We start from the raw sequence: 15,395 nt of genomic DNA on the forward strand, positions 1-15,395 counted from the left end.
GTGCCTCTCAGTCCTGGTTGATGGGGAAGACGTGGGTGTGGATGCGGACCTGCTCGGCGTCAGGGGTGTCCTCGGCGGGAGCCAACGCGCGGTAGTTCTCCATGAGTTCGTGCATCCTGGCGACGAGCTCGGTGGCGAGTTCGGGTGTCAGCCGTAGCGTCATGTCGCTCATGTCCGTGGCCCCGGACCAGGCCGTGGACCATTCGTGCCGGGTGGCGATCCAGGTGGACAGCTCGCGGGTGTGGGTGTTCGCGATCTCGTGCAGGAAGGTGTCCTCCGCTCCGCGCAACTCCGGATCGGACCCCGTGAACCGGGTGCTGTCGTAGATCAGCCCCTGGTGGACGGCCTTCCACCAGCGCTCCCGCCCCTTGCCGTGTTCCGGGGCGTCCTCGACGAAGCCGTGCGCGGCGAGCTGGCGCAGGTGGTAGCTGGTCGCTCCGCTGGACTCGCCCAGTTTCGCCGCCAGTTGGGACGCGGTGGCCGGTCCGCCCCGCCGCAGTGCGCTCAGCAGCTGCATGCGGAGTGGGTGCGCGAGGCCACGCAGCGAGCGGGCGTCGAGGGTGCGGGGGGCCAGTTCGTCCGAGGCCGGTGTCGTCGGTTCTTCGCGCTCCTGCATGTATGCAAAGGTAGCGTTGCAAAGAAGTAGTTGCAAGGGGTTCTTTGCAACTACTTCTTTGTAAGTCCTCGGAGTCGAGTCCTCGTATGCTCCGGGGCAACTCACCCGCTCTGGACGAACCCCTCCTGCGTCATCCAGTCCAGCGCCACCTCGTGCGGATCCTGCCCCTGCACATCCACCTTCGCGTTCAACTCCTGCGCCACCGTGTTGTTCAGCTTCTTGGTCACGGGATCGATGACCTCCGCGATCGCCGGATACTCCTTCAGGGCCTTGGAGTTGATCACAGGCGCCGCGTTGTAGTTGGGGAAGAACTTCTTGTTGTCCTGCATCACCTCCAGGTTCATCGACTTGATGCGCCCGTCGGTGGTGAACACCTCCCCGTACGTGCAACTCCCCTTCGCCACCTGGGTGTAGATGATCCCGGTGTCCATCTGCGTGATGTTCTTCGCGGGCACATCCATGCCGTACGCCTTCTCCATGCCCGGCAGCCCGTCGGCCCGGTTGGCGAACTCGCTCTCCACGCAGAGCGTCACCGCGCCGGGATCCGTCTTGGACAGCGCGGCCACGTCCGACAGTGTCTTCGTGCCGTACTTCTTGAAGTTGGCCTGGTTCATGGCGAGCGCGTACGTGTTGTTGAGGGCGGACGGCGGCAGCCAGGTCAGCCCGTTCTTGAGGTCGGCGTCACGCACCGCCTGCCACTGCTGCTGCGGGTCGGGGATGGGCTTGCTGTTGCCGAGGTAGGTGATCCAGGCCGTGCCCGTGTACTCGTACATGGCGTCCGCGTCCCCGTTCTTGACGGCCTCGCGGGAGCCGATCGACCCCTGGATGCCGGTGCGGTCGAGCACGTCCGCGCCGGCCGCCTGGAAGGCGATGCCCATGATCGCGCCGAGGATCAGCTGCTCGGTGAACTCCTTGGACGTCACGGTGAGGTGGGCGCCCTTGAGCGGTTCGCCCTGCCCGATCGAGCCGGGTTTGACGTTGTCGACCATGGGGGAGCCGCTGGTCAGCCCGCAGCCGGAGGCCAGCACGAGCGCCCCGGCCAGCAGCAGACACGTACGCCTTCTGGCCGGCATCGGACACGTACGCCTCGCATGTTTCGGGTGCTGCGTGCTCCTCATGATCCCGCCTCCAACCCGCGTGGTCTGAGCAGCAGTTCGGCCAGTGAGGCGAGCCAGTCGACGAGCAGGGCGAGCGACACCGTGAGGATCGAGCCGAGCACCAGGACCGGCATGCGCTGGGTGGTGATTCCGGTGGTGATGAGCACGCCGAGGCCGCCGCCTCCGCCGAAGGTGGCGAGGGTCGCCGTGCCCACGTTCAGGACGAGTGCCGTACGGACGCCCGCGAGGATCAGCGGTACGGCCAGCGGGAGTTCGACCCGGGACAGAACGCCGAGCGGCGACATGCCGATGCCGCGCGCGGCCTCCAGAAGCGTCGGATCGTTCGCCTTCAGGCCCGCGATCGTGTTGGACAGGACCGGCAGGATGGCGTAGATGGTGATGCCGATCAGGGCCGATTTCTCGCCGGTGCCGAGCCAGATCACCAGGAGCGCCAACAGGCCGATGGCGGGCGTTGCCTGTCCCATGTTGGCGATGGTCATCGCGAGCGGAGTCGCCTTGCGGAACGCCTTGCGGGTGAGCAGGATGCCCAGCGGGATGGCGATGATCACGACGAAGAACGTGGAGATCGCGGTCAGTTGGATGTGCTGCCACAGGGCCTTCGACACCTGGCCGTTCGACAGGGCGTTCTCGGAGATCGAGTCGAGGGTTGCCTGCTGGAACCAGAGCCAGGTGGCGAGCAGCAGGGCCACGATCATGGCGGGCAGGAAGGTCAGCTTCTTCCAGGTGATCCGGGGCTTGAGCGTGACAGTCGGCGGGGGAGCCTCCTGCTCGGCCTCGCCCTCGTCCCGGAAGGCGAGCCCCTTGACCTCGTGCTCGCCCTCGGGCCGCTGATCCACAGGCGGTGTGATCACGCCTTCTTCTCCCCTCCGTCGCCCTCCTGCTCGAAGTGGGTCTGCTGGGCGCGGGCCTCCTCCAGTTCGTGCTGGTGCTCCATCGCCTCCAGCCGGTCGGCCTCAAGCAGCTCGTGCACGGAGTTCATCAGCGTCTCCATGTCGACGACCCCGATGAACTCCCCGCGCCGCCCGGTGACCGCGACCCGGCCCGTGTTGTCGGTGAGCACGGCCTCCAGGGCGTCCCGCAGCGTGGCGTCCCGGGTCACCGTGTCGTGCACCAGCGTGCCCGCCCGGGCGAGCGAGCCCTTGGCCCGCATCAGGTCGCCGCGCCGCAGCCATTTGTAGGGGCGGCCGCGCTTGTCGAGCAGCAGGATCTCGTTCGTACCGCTGCCCCTGAGCTTGTTGAAGATCTCCTGGAGCGGGTCGTCCACGGTCACCGTCGGGTAGTCGGTCATCTCCACGTTCCGTACGCGGGTGAGGTTGAGCCGTTTCAGGGCGGCGCCCGCGCCCACGAACCCCGACACGAAGTCGTCGGCCGGGTTGGTGAGGATCGCCTCCGGGGTGTCGAACTGCGCGATGTGCGAGCGCTCGCGCAGGACCGCGATCCGGTCGCCCAGCTTGATCGCCTCGTCGAAGTCGTGGGTGACGAAGACGATCGTCTTGTGCAGCTCGTGCTGGAGCCGGATCAGCTCGTCCTGGAGGTGGTCGCGGGTGATCGGGTCCACGGCGCCGAAGGGCTCGTCCATCAGCAGGACGGGCGGATCGGCCGCGAGCGCCCGTGCCACGCCCACGCGTTGCTGCTGGCCGCCGGAGAGCTGGCGCGGATAGCGGCCGTGGAACTCGCCCGGGTCGAGCCCGACCAGGTCCAGCATCTCCTCGACCCGCGACTTGATCCTCGACTTGGACCAGCCGGTCATTTTCGGTACGAGCGCGATGTTCTGGGCGACCGTCATGTGTGGGAAGAGCCCGGAGGACTGGATCGCGTACCCGACCTTGCGGCGCAGCTTCACCGGGTCCATGTGGGTGACGTCCTCGCCGCCGATGCGGATGCGGCCGCCGGTCGGTTCGATGATCCGGTTGATCATCTTCAGGGTCGTCGACTTCCCGCAGCCGGAGGGGCCGACGAAGACGACGAGCTCGCCCGCCTTGATCTCCATGTGGACGCTGTCCACGGCGGGGTCGCGGCTGCCCGGATAGCGCTTGGTGAGGTTGTCCAGCTCGATGGTGGCGCCGGTCGTGGACGTGTGCGCGCCGGCGGTGGACTCGGCGGACGTGGCGGACTCGGCGGACTCGGCGGACTCAGTCACGGATCCCCCTCGGAATGGTCAGGTGTCCGATGAGCACGTACGCGGCGTCGAACAGCAGCGCCAGGATGATGATCCCGAGCGTGCCCGCGAGCACCTGGTTGAGCGCGTTCTTGCTGCCCAGGGAGCCGATGCCGCGGAAGATCTCGTTGCCGAGGCCGGGCCCGGAGGCGTAGGCCGCGATGGCCGCGATGCCCATCAGCATCTGGGTGGAGATCCGGATGCCGGTGAGGATCGGCGGCCAGGCCAGCGGCAGCTCGACCCGCACGAGACGGGCGAGCCGCGACATCCCGATGCCCCTCGCCGCGTCCACGAGCGAGGGATCGACCCCGCGCAGACCCACGATCGCGTTCCGCACGATCGGCAGCAGCCCGTACAGCGTCAGCGCGATGACCGTCGGCGGCACGCCCAGGCCCACGATCGGGATCAGCAGACCGATCATGGCGAGCGAGGGCATGGTCAGGATGGTGGAGGTGGTGGTCGTGGCGAGGTTGCCGGCCCACTCGACGCGGTAGGTGGCGACGCCGATCAGTACGCCGACGGCCGTCGCGACGACCATGCACTGGAAGACCACGCTGGCGTGTTGGTACGCGTCCGCGAGCAGCTGCTGATGGCGGCTGCTCAGGTACTCCCAGAAGTTCACGGCACCGGACCTCTCCTCACCCGCGGTCCGGACCCCTTCGCGTCAGGAATCTCCCGACGCCTGCTCCACCAGCGGGATGATCCGCAGCGGAACGGGGTTCTCCATCACGATCGCCGTGGCGGCCCGGACGATCCCATCAAAACCGACAACCCGGTCGATCACACGCTGGAGATCGGCGTTCGAGCGGGCCACCAGCCGGCACAGCATGTCCCCGCTACCGGTGGTCGTGTGCAGCTCCAGCACCTCCGGGACGGTCGCCAAGTGCGCCCGTACGTCCGCCCCTTGCCCCTGCCGGATCTGGAGCGTCGCGAACGCGGTGACGGGATACCCGAGGGCGGCCGGGTCCACCTGCGGCCCGAACCCCCGGATGACTCCATTGGACTGAAGCCGGTCGAGCCGCGCCTGCACCGTGCCGCGCGCGACCCCCAGCCGCCGGGACATCTCCAGGACGCCGATGCGCGGTTCCTCGGCGAGCAGCACGATGATCCGGCCGTCCAGATGATCGATCGCCACGGGGGCCTCCCCTTTCCCTGCTTCGTTCGCCTCACGAGATGGTCATCCTGTACAGAACGCTCGCCGAAACGAGCCATCACCTGAGCATATTGCCCAGCCAAAATGCGAACTATTGCGCACCTTGCGGAACGGAGAGAGTCTGCGGCCATGACTCAGACCACGCACCACACTCCCGACACCGCCCGGCAGGCAGACCCCTTCCCGGTCAAGGGAATGGACGCGGTCGTCTTCGCCGTCGGCAACGCCAAGCAGGCCGCGCACTACTACTCCACGGCCTTCGGTATGCAGCTCGTGGCCTACTCCGGACCGGAGAACGGCAGCCGCGAGACGGCGTCGTACGTCCTCGAGAACGGCTCGGCCCGCTTCGTCCTCACCTCCGTCATCAAGGCCACCACCCCCTGGGGCCACTTCCTCGCCGAGCACGTGGCCGCGCACGGCGACGGCGTCGTCGACCTCTCCATCGAGGTCCCGGACGCGCGCGCCGCGTACGCGTACGCCGTCGAGCACGGCGCCCGCTCGGTCACCGAGCCCTACGAGATCAAGGACGAGCACGGCACGGTCGTCCTCGCCGCGATCGCGACATACGGCGAGACCCGCCACACCCTGGTCGACCGTTCGGGCTACGAGGGCCCCTACCTCCCCGGCTTCGTCGCCGCGAAGCCGATCGTCGAGCCGCCGGCCCGCCGCACCTTCCAGGCCATCGACCACTGCGTCGGCAACGTCGAGCTCGGCCACATGAACGAGTGGGTCGGCTTCTACAACAAGGTCATGGGCTTCACGAACATGAAGGAGTTCGTGGGCGACGACATCGCGACCGAGTACAGCGCGCTGATGTCGAAGGTCGTCGCCGACGGCACGCTCAAGGTCAAGTTCCCGATCAACGAGCCCGCCATCGCCAAGAAGAAGTCCCAGATCGACGAGTACCTGGAGTTCTACGGCGGCGCGGGCGTCCAGCACATCGCGCTCAACTCGGGCGACATCGTCGAGACCGTACGCACCATGCGCGCGGCCGGAGTCCAGTTCCTCGACACCCCGGACTCGTACTACGACACCCTCGGCGAGTGGGTCGGCGACACCCGCGTCCCCGTCGACACGCTCCGCGAGCTGAAGATCCTCGCCGACCGCGACGAGGACGGCTATCTGCTGCAGATCTTCACCAAGCCGGTCCAGGACCGTCCGACCGTCTTCTTCGAGATCATCGAGCGGCACGGCTCGATGGGCTTCGGCAAGGGCAACTTCAAGGCCCTGTTCGAGGCGATCGAGCGGGAGCAGGAGAAGCGCGGAAACCTGTAGACCAGCTGTGGATCGGGCCGCGCGAGAGTGTTGAACTTGCAACCAGCGTAGGCAGGTTGGGACTCTCGGGTCCTGTGGACGCCGCGAGGGCGTCCACAGGACAGGGGAGGACAGCACCTCATGGCGGAGACACCGGCCGGCACCACCACCGGGGATGAGCGCATAGACCTCGCCGTGGCGGCCGAGCGCTGGCTGTGGCAGAAGGCCACGCTCCAGGTGGGGACGGTTCCGCAGTCCTTCGCCCTCGACGAGGTGAACAAGCGGCTGTACGTCCTGCAGATCGCGCCGGGCGGCAGGGCGGCGGGGAATCTGGTCCTGAGCAAGCTCGACTACGACGGCAACCGGCTGGGCCACATGCGGCTGCCGCGCTTCGGGCACGGGGTGAGCATGGGCGTCCAGAACGCCGCCGACGGCACGGTGTGGATCTGGACCGAGGCCCAGGCGGTGAAGGGGTACGGCAAGGGCGTCACCCGCTTCCGCTTCGTCGACGGCGCCACCCGCACCCTCGACAAGGTCAACGTCCGCATGCCGATCCCGGGCTCCGTCAACAACCAGCCCTCCGTCTGCATGGCGAGCAAGCGCATCGCCGTACGCCACCGTGTCGGCGGCGCGGCGCGCTACCGCGTCTACGACCTCGACACGTTCATCGCCGGCGACTACTCCACCCACCTCGCCGACTTCCCGCAGACCGGCGCCCACCCGGACCCCGACGTTCCGTTCCAGGGCTACGCGCTGCACGGCGACCACCTCTACCAGCTGGCGGGCACGGCGTACGACGACGCCACCAACCCGCCCTCAGGGCACGGCAACACCTACCTCTCCTGCCTCGACATCCGCACCGGCGACCTGCTCCAGCAGGAGCGGACCGAGGCCGGGCGCTCCCTCGGCTACCGCGAACCCGAGGGCCTCGCCATCCGCCGCAAGGCCGGCAAGGGCGGCCCCCGACTGTGCATCGGGCTCGCCTCGGGCGCCGAGAACGCCCGCAAGTTCTCGATCTTCTACAAGCCGTTCACGCCCCCGCAGCAGTAGCCCGAGCAGTAGTTCCCACTCGCAGCCGGGAGCCGTAATCTGGCCGCATGGCCAAGATCAACGACGTGGGCGGCACGCAGGGGTTCGGTGCCATCGACACCACCGACGACACCGAACCCTTCCACGCGGACTGGGAGGCCCGCGTCGTCGGCCTCTTCAACGCCCTGCGCGGGCAAGGGCTGTTCAACACCAACGAGTTCCGGGACGCGATCGAGTCGATGCCCGCCAAGGAGTACCTGGCGGCCTCGTACTACGAGCGCTGGTTCACCGCGATCTGCGCCCTGCTGGAGCGCAAGGGTGTCATCGAGCCGGGCGAGCTGGACGGACCGGGCGAGCTGGACGGACCGGGCGAGCCGGCGGCGACCGGGGCCGGTTCCCATGGCTGAGGACCGCTTCCCGCCCGGCACCCGCGTCCGCACCTTCGGCCACGACCCGGCGCACCACACCCGCCTGCCCCGCTACGCCCGCGGCAAGCGGGGCGTCGTGGTCGAGCCGGAGGGCCGCGCCGAACTCGCGGACGTCAGCGCCCAGGGCAGCCCGGACGCCCCGGTCGAGCAGGTGTACGCGGTCCGGTTCGCGGCCCGTGACCTGTGGGGCGAGGGCGACCATCACGTCGTACTGGACTTGTGGGAAAGCTACTTGGAAGAGGACCGGCACAATGAGCGGTGACCACCACGACGACGCGCTGATCTCCCGCAGGGTGCGGCGCCTGGAGACCCTGCTCGAAGAGAAGGGGGTGCTCTCGGGCGGGACGCTGGACGAGGCGATCGACGCGTTCCTGGCGCGGTCGTCCCCGGCGAACGGGGCGCGGGTGGTGGCGCGCGCCTGGACGGACGCGGACTACAAGTCCCGGCTGCTCACCGACGGCACGGCCGCCGTCCAGGAACTCGGCTTCATGGAGGGCTCGTACCAGCGTCTGCGCGTGGTCGAGAACACGGAGTCCCTGCACCACGTCATCGTCTGCACCCTCTGCTCCTGCTACCCGCTCCGCCTCCTCGGCCCCTCCCCGAGCTGGTACAAGTCCGAGGCCTACCGCTCCCGGGTAGTCCGCGAGCCCCGCGCGGTCCTCGCGGAGTTCGGCCTCACGCTCCCGGCCGGCACGGAGATCTCGGTGTGGGACTCCAGCGCGGAGACGCGGTACATGGTCCTCCCACGCCGCCCCGCCGGCACGGAGTCCCTCCCGGAGACGGAACTGGCGGCCCTCGTCACCCGCAACGCGCTGATCGGCACGGCGGCCGTCTGAACCCGGGGAACCCGGTGAACCCGGGGCGCTCGGCGTTACGCCGGGCGCCTCAGGGCGGGCGTCGTCGCGCGCTCCGGTGCGGCCGGCTCCTCGGTCTCCTCCGACGGATCGGGCGGACCCTCCTCGCTGGGTTCTCCCATCGCCGTCAGGGCCTCCTGGGCCGAGGGGGCGAAGAGCGGCGAGAAGTGCGGGTTGATCTGGAGGGCCTCGGCCAGGTGGCGGCGGGCCGGGCCGACGAGGTCCAGTTCGCGTTCGATCTGGCCCCGGTGGTACGCGTACAGCGCGCTGCGCACGCCGCCTCCGTGCTCCCTGTCCATGGCCTTCTTGGCGAACTTGAGCGCTTCCTTGTCGTCCCCGGCCCGGTGCAGCGCCCAGCCGAGCGCGTCCGCGACGGGAATACCGGGCTGCGCCTCCCACTCGGCGCGCAGCCGCCGCACCGCCGCCTGCGGGTCACCGTGGTCCGCCTCGAAGAGCCCGAGGACCAGCTCGTCGTCCACACCCCCGGCCTCGTCCTGCCGCACCCGGTCCCGCAGCAGGTCGTACTGCACGCGCGCGGCCCCCGTGAGCCCCAGCTTCTCGTACAGCTCGCCCAGCTCCAGCGCGTACCGCGGCGCGGGCTGCCTGGCGAGCGCCGTCTGGTACGAGCGCATCGCCTCCGACATGCGCCCGAGCGCCGCCAGCGCGCGCCCCTGACCGGCGAGGGACCCGTGCTCGTCGGGGTCGCTCGCCAGCGCGGCCTTGTAGTAGCTCAGCGACTCCTTGACGTCACCGCGCTCCCAGGCCAGCTCACCGGCCTGCTGCAGATAGGCCGCCCGTTCGGCGGGTGTCGCCGCGCCCGCCGCCGCGTCGCTGATCGTGGCGGCCGCGTCCTCACGCCAGCCGAGGTTCCAGTAGACGCGCGAGGCCCGTGCCAGCACCCTCGGCCCCTTGTGCAGCTCCTGGAGCTTTTCGAGGGTCCTGCGGGCGGCCTTGTAGTCCCCGAGGCCGGTGTACGTGTCGATCAGCAGCGCGTACGTCGTCCACCGCTTCGGCGACTGCTCCACAGCCGTCTCGCCCCACTCCTTCGCCGCCAGGAAGTCGCCCCGCGCGTTGGCGAGCGCCGTGAGGCCGTCCATCGCCGCCTGGTTCTTCTCCGGCCTGGACCGCAGCGACGCACGCAGCGCCTTCTCGGCCTTCGGGTAGTACGCGGGCATCCCGGTCCGCCGCGCCTGCTCCGCATAAGCGTTGCCGAGCACCGCCCAGGCCTGCCCGTCGCGCGGATGGGCCCGCAGATGGGCCTCGCGGTCCCCGATGACCGCCACCAGATCGGCCACCGCGACGGGCACCCCGGCCGTGACCGCCGTGTTCGCCCGGCCCGGCGGACCCGCCGCGGGCCGCGGCGCCGCGGCCCGCGGTGTCGAGGGCAGCAGCACCAGCACACCGCCGAGGACGACGCTGCCCGCGACCACACCGATGAGCAAGCGCTTGGCGAGGTGGGAGCGGCGCGGCCCAGAGGGTTCCTGGGGCTGCAGCCCGGTGAGGACCGGCTGTCGCTCTTGGATCTCCATGCCGCTCACTGTGCGCCAGTACGAAGACCACACCCCGGCATCCCAAGCCCCGCGTGGATGGGGTTCACACCGATGGCCCTGAGTGCGAAGCTGTGATCATGAGCCGTAGCGAAGCGCCGCACGACAAAGGCACGGCGGCGACCGGCAACCTCGTGGACCGTCTGCTGAGCGGCCTGCCGGCCGAAGCCGTTCTCATCGACCCGGACATCACGGTCTCGTACGCGAACGACATGGCGAGCTTCTGCGAGGCGGGCACTCCGGCCGTCGTCGTCCTGCCCCGCACCGTCGAGCAGGTCCAGCACGTCATGCGCACCGCGACCGAGCTGCGCGTCCCGGTCGTCCCGCAGGGCGCCCGCACGGGCCTGTCGGGCGCCGCCAACGCCTCCGACGGCTGCATCGTGCTGTCCCTGGTGAAGATGGACCGGATCCTGGAGATCAGCCCGGTCGACCGCATCGCCGTCGTCGAGCCGGGCGTCATCAACGCCACGCTCTCCCGCGCCGTCAACGAGCACGGCCTGTACTACCCGCCGGACCCCTCCAGCTGGGAGATGTGCACCATCGGCGGCAACATCGGCACGGCCTCCGGCGGCCTGTGCTGCGTGAAGTACGGGGTGACGGCCGAGTACGTGCTGGGACTGGAGGTCGTGCTGGCCGACGGACGGCTCATGTCCACCGGCCGCCGCACCGCGAAAGGCGTCGCCGGGTACGACCTCACCCGCCTCTTCGTCGGCTCGGAGGGCTCGCTCGGCATCGTCGTACGGGCGATCCTGGCGCTCAAGCCGCAGCCGCCCCAGCAGCTGGTGCTGGCCGCCGAGTTCGGGTCGGCGCGGGCCGCCTGCGACGCCGTGTGCCGGATCATGGAGGGCGGCCATGTGCCGTCCCTCCTCGAACTCATGGATCGCACGACGGTGAAGGCCGTCAACGACATGGCACACATGGGCCTCCCGGAGACCACCGAGGCACTCCTCCTCGCCGCCTTCGACACCCACGACCCGGCGGCCGACCTCGCGGCGGTCGGCGCCCTCTGCGAGGCCGCGGGCGCGACGCAGGTGGTCCCCGCGGAGGACGCGGCCGAGTCCGAACTCCTCCTTCAGGCACGGCGGTTGTCGCTCACCGCGCTCGAAGCGGTCAAGGGCACGACGATGATCGACGACGTGTGCGTGCCGCGCTCGCGGCTCGGCGACATGCTCGAAGGGATCGAGCGCGTCGCCGACAAGTACTCCCTGACGATCGGGGTCTGCGCGCACGCCGGAGACGGCAACACGCACCCCACCGTCTGCTTCGACGCCACCGACCCCGACGAGTCCCGGCGCGCCCGCGAGTCCTTCGACGAGATCATGGCCCTCGGCCTGGAACTCGGCGGCACGATCACCGGCGAGCACGGCGTGGGCGTTCTGAAGAAGGAGTGGCTGGCGCGCGAGATCGGCCCGGTGGGCGTGGAGATGCAGCGGGCGGTCAAGGCGACCTTCGACCCGCTGGGGCTCCTGAACCCGGGCAAGCTCTTCTGAGGCCCGGGCGGGCTGTTCTGACACCAAAGGACCGGCCCAGGCCTACTCAGCGTCCTTGGACTCGTCCGACGGCCACGGATCGCGGAGCCACAGATCGTCGGCCGGTGTGGGCGCGAGCAGCTCGGCGAGGCCGTCGTCGATGCCGAGCCGCTCGGCCTCACAGCCCGGGGGGACCGCCCGCAGGGTGCGCTCCAGCCAGGCGGACACCTGCGCGGTGGGCGCTTCGAGCAGCGCGTCGCCGTCCGGCGAACTCAGCGCCATCAGCACGACGCTGCGGCCCGCGACCTTGGTCGGCCAGATCCGCACATCGCCGTGCCCGCACGGCCGGAACACCCCCTCGACGAGCAGCTCGCGGGCGAACGTCCAGTTGACGGGATGGTCGGAGCCGATGTGGAAGGTGATGTGGACGGCGTACGGATCGTCGGTGCGGTAGCTGAGCCGCGCCGGGACGGGGATGCTGCGCTCGGGCGACAGGACGAGTTTGAGTTCGAGTTCGCGTTCCACCACGGTGTGCATGTCGGTGCGCTTCCTTTCGTCGTACGGGGCCCTGTGGGTGGGCCCGTACGAGTGGAGAGCGCGTAGGCGCGGAACCATTACGCGGGTTCCGGGAAATTTTTTCGGACCGGCTCCGGGCACCGCGCGGACAGCTCCGGAAGCCCGCTCGCAAGACGTGGCGGAACCGCGCCCGAAAGGGGTGGGTACGGCGGGAGCTGCCCAGGGCCATGCGCCGGTCTGATAGATGTGGACCCTCAAAAAGACCCCCGAGCAGATACGGGACGACGGACATGAGCGCCCCAACCCCGGCCCCCGGTGACGACAGGCCCCGCGAAGGGTATTACCCGGACCCCTCCATTCCTGGATATGTCCGGTACTGGAACGGTGCCGCCTGGGTGCCGGGTACGAGCCGTCCGGCGCCCCTGGACGGCGAACCGCTCGCGCCGCCGCCCGGCGCACGCCCCGTGCATGTGCCCGCTCCGGCGCCGGCTCCGGCGGAGGAGACGGGTCCGCACTTCTTCGACGAGGATCCGCAGCCCCGTCCGGCGAGCCCCGCCGAGGCGCAGCACGGCAGCCGGCCCGAGTCCGCCGCCGCGTGGGGCGCCGACCGCTCCCAGCAGACCGGCTTCGGCGGCGAACAGGACCGCAGGGTGTCCTGGGGCGCGCCTCAGGGCGCCGACCCGCGGGTGCCCCGCGCGGCACAGCCGGTGGACGCGGTCGTCCAGCCCGACGGGAAGTCCTCCCGCACGGACGGCACGGCGACGATCCCGCCCGCGGACTCCGCCGGCGGCCAGCAGCCGCCGGCGTCCGGCGGCACCGTGGTGTTCCGTCGTCCCACGGGACCGGTGCGGCCGGCGGGGACGGAGAGCCCGGCAGGCGCCGGCAGTACTGGGAACCCGGGTTCCGCCACCCCCGGCGCCCAGGACCCCCTTCCTTCCGACGGCACCATGGCCTTCCGTGCGCTCCCGCGCACGGACCGGCAGGGCGGGGCGCAGACCGGGAGCACGGGCGCGGCGGCGGGTGCGTCCCCTCAGTCCGCTCCGCCGGGCACGGCCGGTACGTCCGGTGGCGCCGGCGTTTCCGGTGGCGCCGGCGGTGGCTTCGGTGCCGGGCAGGCCGCCCAGGCCGCCGCCGCTGCCCGTAACACCCCCGCCACCCCTGCCGCTCCCGCGACGCCCGCCACTCCCGCCACTCCCGCCACCCCGTCCGTTCCCCAGCAGTCCGGCGGCTCCACCCCCATGACCAGCGGCGCCGGCGGCGGTCAGCCCTCCTGGGCCCAGCAGGTGCACCAGCTCGCGGGTGCCCCGGGTGAGGAGGGGCAGCCGGTCGCGCCGTGGAAGCCGCCGGTCGACGACATCTTCCAGGCGGCCGCGCGGCGGCACTCGGCGGCGCGGCCCGCGGGCCTGGGCAAGCGGCTGGCCGCACGGCTCGTGGACACCGTCGTGCTGGCCGGTGTCACCGCCGTGGCCGCCGTGCCGCTGGGCACCAAGGCGGTCGACCACATCAACGAGAAGGTCGACGCGGCCAAGCTCTCCGGCGAGAAGGTCACGGTCTGGCTGCTCGACGGCACGACCGCCGGCTACCTCGGCATCATCCTCGCCGTGCTGCTGCTCTCCGGCGTTCTCTACGACGCGCTGCCCACCGCCAAGTGGGGCCGCACCCTCGGCAAGAAGCTGTGCGGCATCGAGGTGCGCGACATCGAGGGCCACGAACCCCCGTCCTTCGGCCGGGCCCTGCGCCGCTGGCTCGTCTACAGCGTTCCGGGCCTCCTGGCCGTCGGCGTCGTCGGCGTGCTGTGGTGTCTGTTCGACAAGCCGTGGCGCCAGTGCTGGCACGACAAGGCGGCGCACACGTTCGTAGCCGCGTCGTCGTAGGAGTCCGCGGCCGTACGGACGGGGCGATCGGCGTCCCCCGGACGGCCGCTCGCCGGATGCGGAACCGGGGGGTTCGCGGTCGACTCGGGCCATGAGCAGCGAACCGCCGCCCCCAGGCTCCGGCCGGCCACCGGACGAGGACCCGTTCAAGAAGCAGCCCCCGCCCGCCGAGGGCGGCGGTTCCCCGTACGACAGCCCCACGCCGCCGCCTGCGGGCGGCGGTTCCCCGTACGACTCCCCGCCCGGCGGTCAGCCGCCTCCGTACGGCGGCGGCCAGCCACCCCCTTATGGAGGAGGCGGCGGTCCCTACGGCGCGGGCGGTCCCTACGGCGGCGATCCGCTCGCCGGGATGCCTCCGCTCGCCGACAGCGGCAAACGGGTGCTGGCGAGGATCATCGACATGATCCTCGTAGGCATCGTGGTGTGGCTGCTGTCCTGGGCGTTCGGGTTCCACCAGTACACAATGGACTCGGACAAGATCAAGTGGGGCGATTCCTTCGGGAAGGAAGTCCTCGCCGCCGTTCTCTACGTCGCCTACGACACCGTGATGATGAGCAAGTCGGGCCAGACCCTGGGCAAGAGGGTGTTCAACCTGCGGGTGGCCAACCTCGACAACGGCGCCACGCCCTCCGCACAGACCATGCTGGTGCGCTCGCTGGTCCTCTGGCTGCCGTTCGCGTTCTGCTGCTTGTGTATCTGGATCGCGATCGCGGGAGGCTGGAGCTTCTTCGACAAGCCCTACAAGCAGGGTCTGCACGACAAGGCGGCCAAGACGGTGGTGGTCAGCACCAGTTGACGCCCGGCAGGGCGGCGGCAGCGCTCCGGCGAACGGCGGGTCCGTGGTTCACGGGCCCGCCGGTTCGCGTACGAGGACTTGGCGCGTCACGGTCCCGCCGGTTCGCGTACCGGCTCGGACGACGCGGCGACGGGTACCCGCTCCTCCCTGAGGGGTACGGGGACGGGCGCGGGCGTCGGCGTGGGCGCCGCGGCGGACGGTGCGGGCTTCGGCAGCGGGACCGTCACGGCCACGAGCAGCCCGAGTGCGAGCGCCGAGAGGGTGATCAGCGCGATCCCCAGGCCCGAACTCGTCTGAGACAGCAGCAGCATGGCGAGGGTGGAGAAGATCACGGTGCAGGAACCGTAGGCGAGCTGTGCGGCGGTCGGACGAGGCATGGCAATCGTGTCCTCGGGTGGGGGTTCTCCCCCCGGGTGCCTCTCGCGATGGGGGAGGGTGCGGATAAGAATCGGGGGTGAGACAACGGTGTCGGCTTGGCTTTCCGCCGACTTCCGACGCTCCGCCAATCGACTCTATTCGCCTGCATGCCCGAGTGGAACGACCGGTAAGCGTGACCTTACCCACGGTGCCGGAGCACAGGGGG

17 protein-coding genes are annotated in these 15,395 nt (G+C 70.3%); 8 read left to right on the forward strand and 9 right to left on the reverse strand.

Annotation, left to right across the window (positions count from 1 at the left end; all coding sequences use genetic code 11):
• Positions 1 to 7: 7 nt before the first annotated feature.
• From OIC96_RS29740 to OIC96_RS29765, 6 genes are all read right to left on the reverse strand, one after another.
• Complete coding sequence (locus OIC96_RS29740) at positions 8 to 616, reverse strand: ArsR/SmtB family transcription factor (RefSeq protein WP_330304909.1); 609 nt, start codon at positions 614 to 616, stop codon at positions 8 to 10.
• A 101-nt stretch (positions 617 to 717) separates the two neighbouring features.
• Positions 718 to 1,689, reverse strand: coding sequence for a glycine betaine ABC transporter substrate-binding protein (locus tag OIC96_RS29745; protein WP_330304908.1), 972 nt, complete (start codon positions 1,687 to 1,689; stop codon positions 718 to 720).
• A gap of 41 nt (positions 1,690 to 1,730) precedes the next feature.
• On the reverse strand, positions 1,731 to 2,585 hold the full coding sequence (locus OIC96_RS29750; protein ID WP_330304907.1) for an ABC transporter permease: 855 nt from the start codon (positions 2,583 to 2,585) through the stop codon (positions 1,731 to 1,733).
• Positions 2,582 to 3,790 (reverse strand): betaine/proline/choline family ABC transporter ATP-binding protein, encoded by a 1,209-nt coding sequence (locus OIC96_RS29755; protein WP_330310124.1) that lies wholly within the window; start codon positions 3,788 to 3,790, stop codon positions 2,582 to 2,584. The genes OIC96_RS29750 and OIC96_RS29755 overlap by 4 nt, the downstream gene beginning before the upstream one ends.
• 76 nt (positions 3,791 to 3,866) lie before the next feature.
• On the reverse strand, positions 3,867 to 4,514 hold the full coding sequence (locus tag OIC96_RS29760) for an ABC transporter permease (protein ID WP_330304906.1): 648 nt from the start codon (positions 4,512 to 4,514) through the stop codon (positions 3,867 to 3,869).
• Between the two features lie 42 nt (positions 4,515 to 4,556).
• Positions 4,557 to 5,027 carry an Lrp/AsnC family transcriptional regulator gene (locus OIC96_RS29765; protein ID WP_327429064.1) on the reverse strand — a complete coding sequence of 157 codons (471 nt, stop codon included), beginning with the start codon at positions 5,025 to 5,027 and terminating at the stop codon, positions 4,557 to 4,559.
• 147 nt (positions 5,028 to 5,174) lie between these two features.
• Between OIC96_RS29765 and hppD the strand changes: the two genes are divergently transcribed.
• The 5 genes from hppD to nthA all read left to right on the forward strand — a co-directional run bounded on the left by hppD (position 5,175) and on the right by nthA (position 8,592).
• Positions 5,175 to 6,320, forward strand: coding sequence for a 4-hydroxyphenylpyruvate dioxygenase (gene hppD, locus OIC96_RS29770; protein ID WP_330304905.1), 1,146 nt, complete (start codon positions 5,175 to 5,177; stop codon positions 6,318 to 6,320).
• A 120-nt stretch (positions 6,321 to 6,440) separates the two neighbouring features.
• On the forward strand, positions 6,441 to 7,349 hold the full coding sequence (locus tag OIC96_RS29775) for a phage baseplate protein (protein ID WP_330304904.1): 909 nt from the start codon (positions 6,441 to 6,443) through the stop codon (positions 7,347 to 7,349).
• A 47-nt stretch (positions 7,350 to 7,396) separates the two neighbouring features.
• A complete protein-coding gene (locus OIC96_RS29780; protein ID WP_330304903.1) occupies positions 7,397 to 7,735 on the forward strand; it encodes a hypothetical protein in 339 nt (112 codons plus the stop codon).
• Positions 7,728 to 8,018 carry an SH3-like domain-containing protein gene (locus OIC96_RS29785; RefSeq protein WP_330304902.1) on the forward strand — a complete coding sequence of 97 codons (291 nt, stop codon included), beginning with the start codon at positions 7,728 to 7,730 and terminating at the stop codon, positions 8,016 to 8,018. Before OIC96_RS29780 ends, OIC96_RS29785 begins: the two co-directional genes overlap by 8 nt.
• Positions 8,008 to 8,592, forward strand: a complete 585-nt coding sequence (gene nthA, locus OIC96_RS29790) for a nitrile hydratase subunit alpha (RefSeq protein ID WP_330304901.1) — start codon at positions 8,008 to 8,010, stop codon at positions 8,590 to 8,592. The genes OIC96_RS29785 and nthA overlap by 11 nt, the downstream gene beginning before the upstream one ends.
• 35 nt (positions 8,593 to 8,627) lie before the next feature.
• On the opposite strand, the gene OIC96_RS29795 is transcribed toward nthA, so the two are convergent.
• Positions 8,628 to 10,139 (reverse strand): tetratricopeptide repeat protein, encoded by a 1,512-nt coding sequence (locus tag OIC96_RS29795; RefSeq protein ID WP_330304900.1) that lies wholly within the window; start codon positions 10,137 to 10,139, stop codon positions 8,628 to 8,630.
• Positions 10,140 to 10,231: 92 nt separating this feature from the next.
• Between OIC96_RS29795 and OIC96_RS29800 the strand changes: the two genes are divergently transcribed.
• Entirely contained in the window at positions 10,232 to 11,647 is a 1,416-nt protein-coding gene (locus tag OIC96_RS29800; protein ID WP_330304899.1) for an FAD-binding oxidoreductase, read from the forward strand.
• A 42-nt stretch (positions 11,648 to 11,689) separates the two neighbouring features.
• Here OIC96_RS29800 and OIC96_RS29805 read toward each other — a convergent pair whose 3' ends face one another.
• Entirely contained in the window at positions 11,690 to 12,163 is a 474-nt protein-coding gene (locus tag OIC96_RS29805; protein WP_330304898.1) for an SsgA family sporulation/cell division regulator, read from the reverse strand.
• A gap of 269 nt (positions 12,164 to 12,432) precedes the next feature.
• On the opposite strand from OIC96_RS29805, the gene OIC96_RS29810 reads away from it, so the two are divergent.
• Together OIC96_RS29810 and OIC96_RS29815 are read left to right on the forward strand one after the other, a co-directional pair.
• A complete protein-coding gene (locus OIC96_RS29810) occupies positions 12,433 to 14,016 on the forward strand; it encodes an RDD family protein (protein ID WP_330304897.1) in 1,584 nt (527 codons plus the stop codon).
• Between the two features lie 91 nt (positions 14,017 to 14,107).
• Positions 14,108 to 14,812, forward strand: a complete 705-nt coding sequence (locus OIC96_RS29815; protein WP_330304896.1) for an RDD family protein — start codon at positions 14,108 to 14,110, stop codon at positions 14,810 to 14,812.
• Positions 14,813 to 14,898: 86 nt separating this feature from the next.
• On the opposite strand, the gene OIC96_RS29820 is transcribed toward OIC96_RS29815, so the two are convergent.
• Positions 14,899 to 15,189: a hypothetical protein gene (locus OIC96_RS29820; protein WP_330304895.1), complete on the reverse strand. Its 291-nt coding sequence runs from the start codon at positions 15,187 to 15,189 to the stop codon at positions 14,899 to 14,901.
• Between the last annotated feature and the right edge of the window lie 206 nt (positions 15,190 to 15,395).

Source organism: Streptomyces sp. NBC_00775, assembly GCF_036347135.1.
GTDB lineage: Bacteria > Actinomycetota > Actinomycetes > Streptomycetales > Streptomycetaceae > Streptomyces > Streptomyces lutosisoli.

Excerpts from the sequence above, each read along its gene's own strand:
- OIC96_RS29740 (WP_330304909.1), bottom strand. The coding sequence starts at position 616 with ATGCAGGAGCGCGAAGAACCGACGACACCGGCCTCGGACGAACTGGCC.
- OIC96_RS29745 (WP_330304908.1), bottom strand. The coding sequence starts at position 1,689 with ATGCCGGCCAGAAGGCGTACGTGTCTGCTGCTGGCCGGGGCGCTCGTG.
- hppD (WP_330304905.1), top strand. The coding sequence starts at position 5,175 with ATGACTCAGACCACGCACCACACTCCCGACACCGCCCGGCAGGCAGAC.
- OIC96_RS29775 (WP_330304904.1), top strand. The coding sequence starts at position 6,441 with ATGGCGGAGACACCGGCCGGCACCACCACCGGGGATGAGCGCATAGAC.
- OIC96_RS29780 (WP_330304903.1), top strand. The coding sequence starts at position 7,397 with ATGGCCAAGATCAACGACGTGGGCGGCACGCAGGGGTTCGGTGCCATC.
- OIC96_RS29785 (WP_330304902.1), top strand. The coding sequence starts at position 7,728 with ATGGCTGAGGACCGCTTCCCGCCCGGCACCCGCGTCCGCACCTTCGGC.
- nthA (WP_330304901.1), top strand. The coding sequence starts at position 8,008 with ATGAGCGGTGACCACCACGACGACGCGCTGATCTCCCGCAGGGTGCGG.
- OIC96_RS29795 (WP_330304900.1), bottom strand. The coding sequence starts at position 10,139 with ATGGAGATCCAAGAGCGACAGCCGGTCCTCACCGGGCTGCAGCCCCAG.
- OIC96_RS29805 (WP_330304898.1), bottom strand. The coding sequence starts at position 12,163 with ATGCACACCGTGGTGGAACGCGAACTCGAACTCAAACTCGTCCTGTCG.
- OIC96_RS29810 (WP_330304897.1), top strand. The coding sequence starts at position 12,433 with ATGAGCGCCCCAACCCCGGCCCCCGGTGACGACAGGCCCCGCGAAGGG.
- OIC96_RS29815 (WP_330304896.1), top strand. The coding sequence starts at position 14,108 with ATGAGCAGCGAACCGCCGCCCCCAGGCTCCGGCCGGCCACCGGACGAG.
- OIC96_RS29820 (WP_330304895.1), bottom strand. The coding sequence starts at position 15,189 with ATGCCTCGTCCGACCGCCGCACAGCTCGCCTACGGTTCCTGCACCGTG.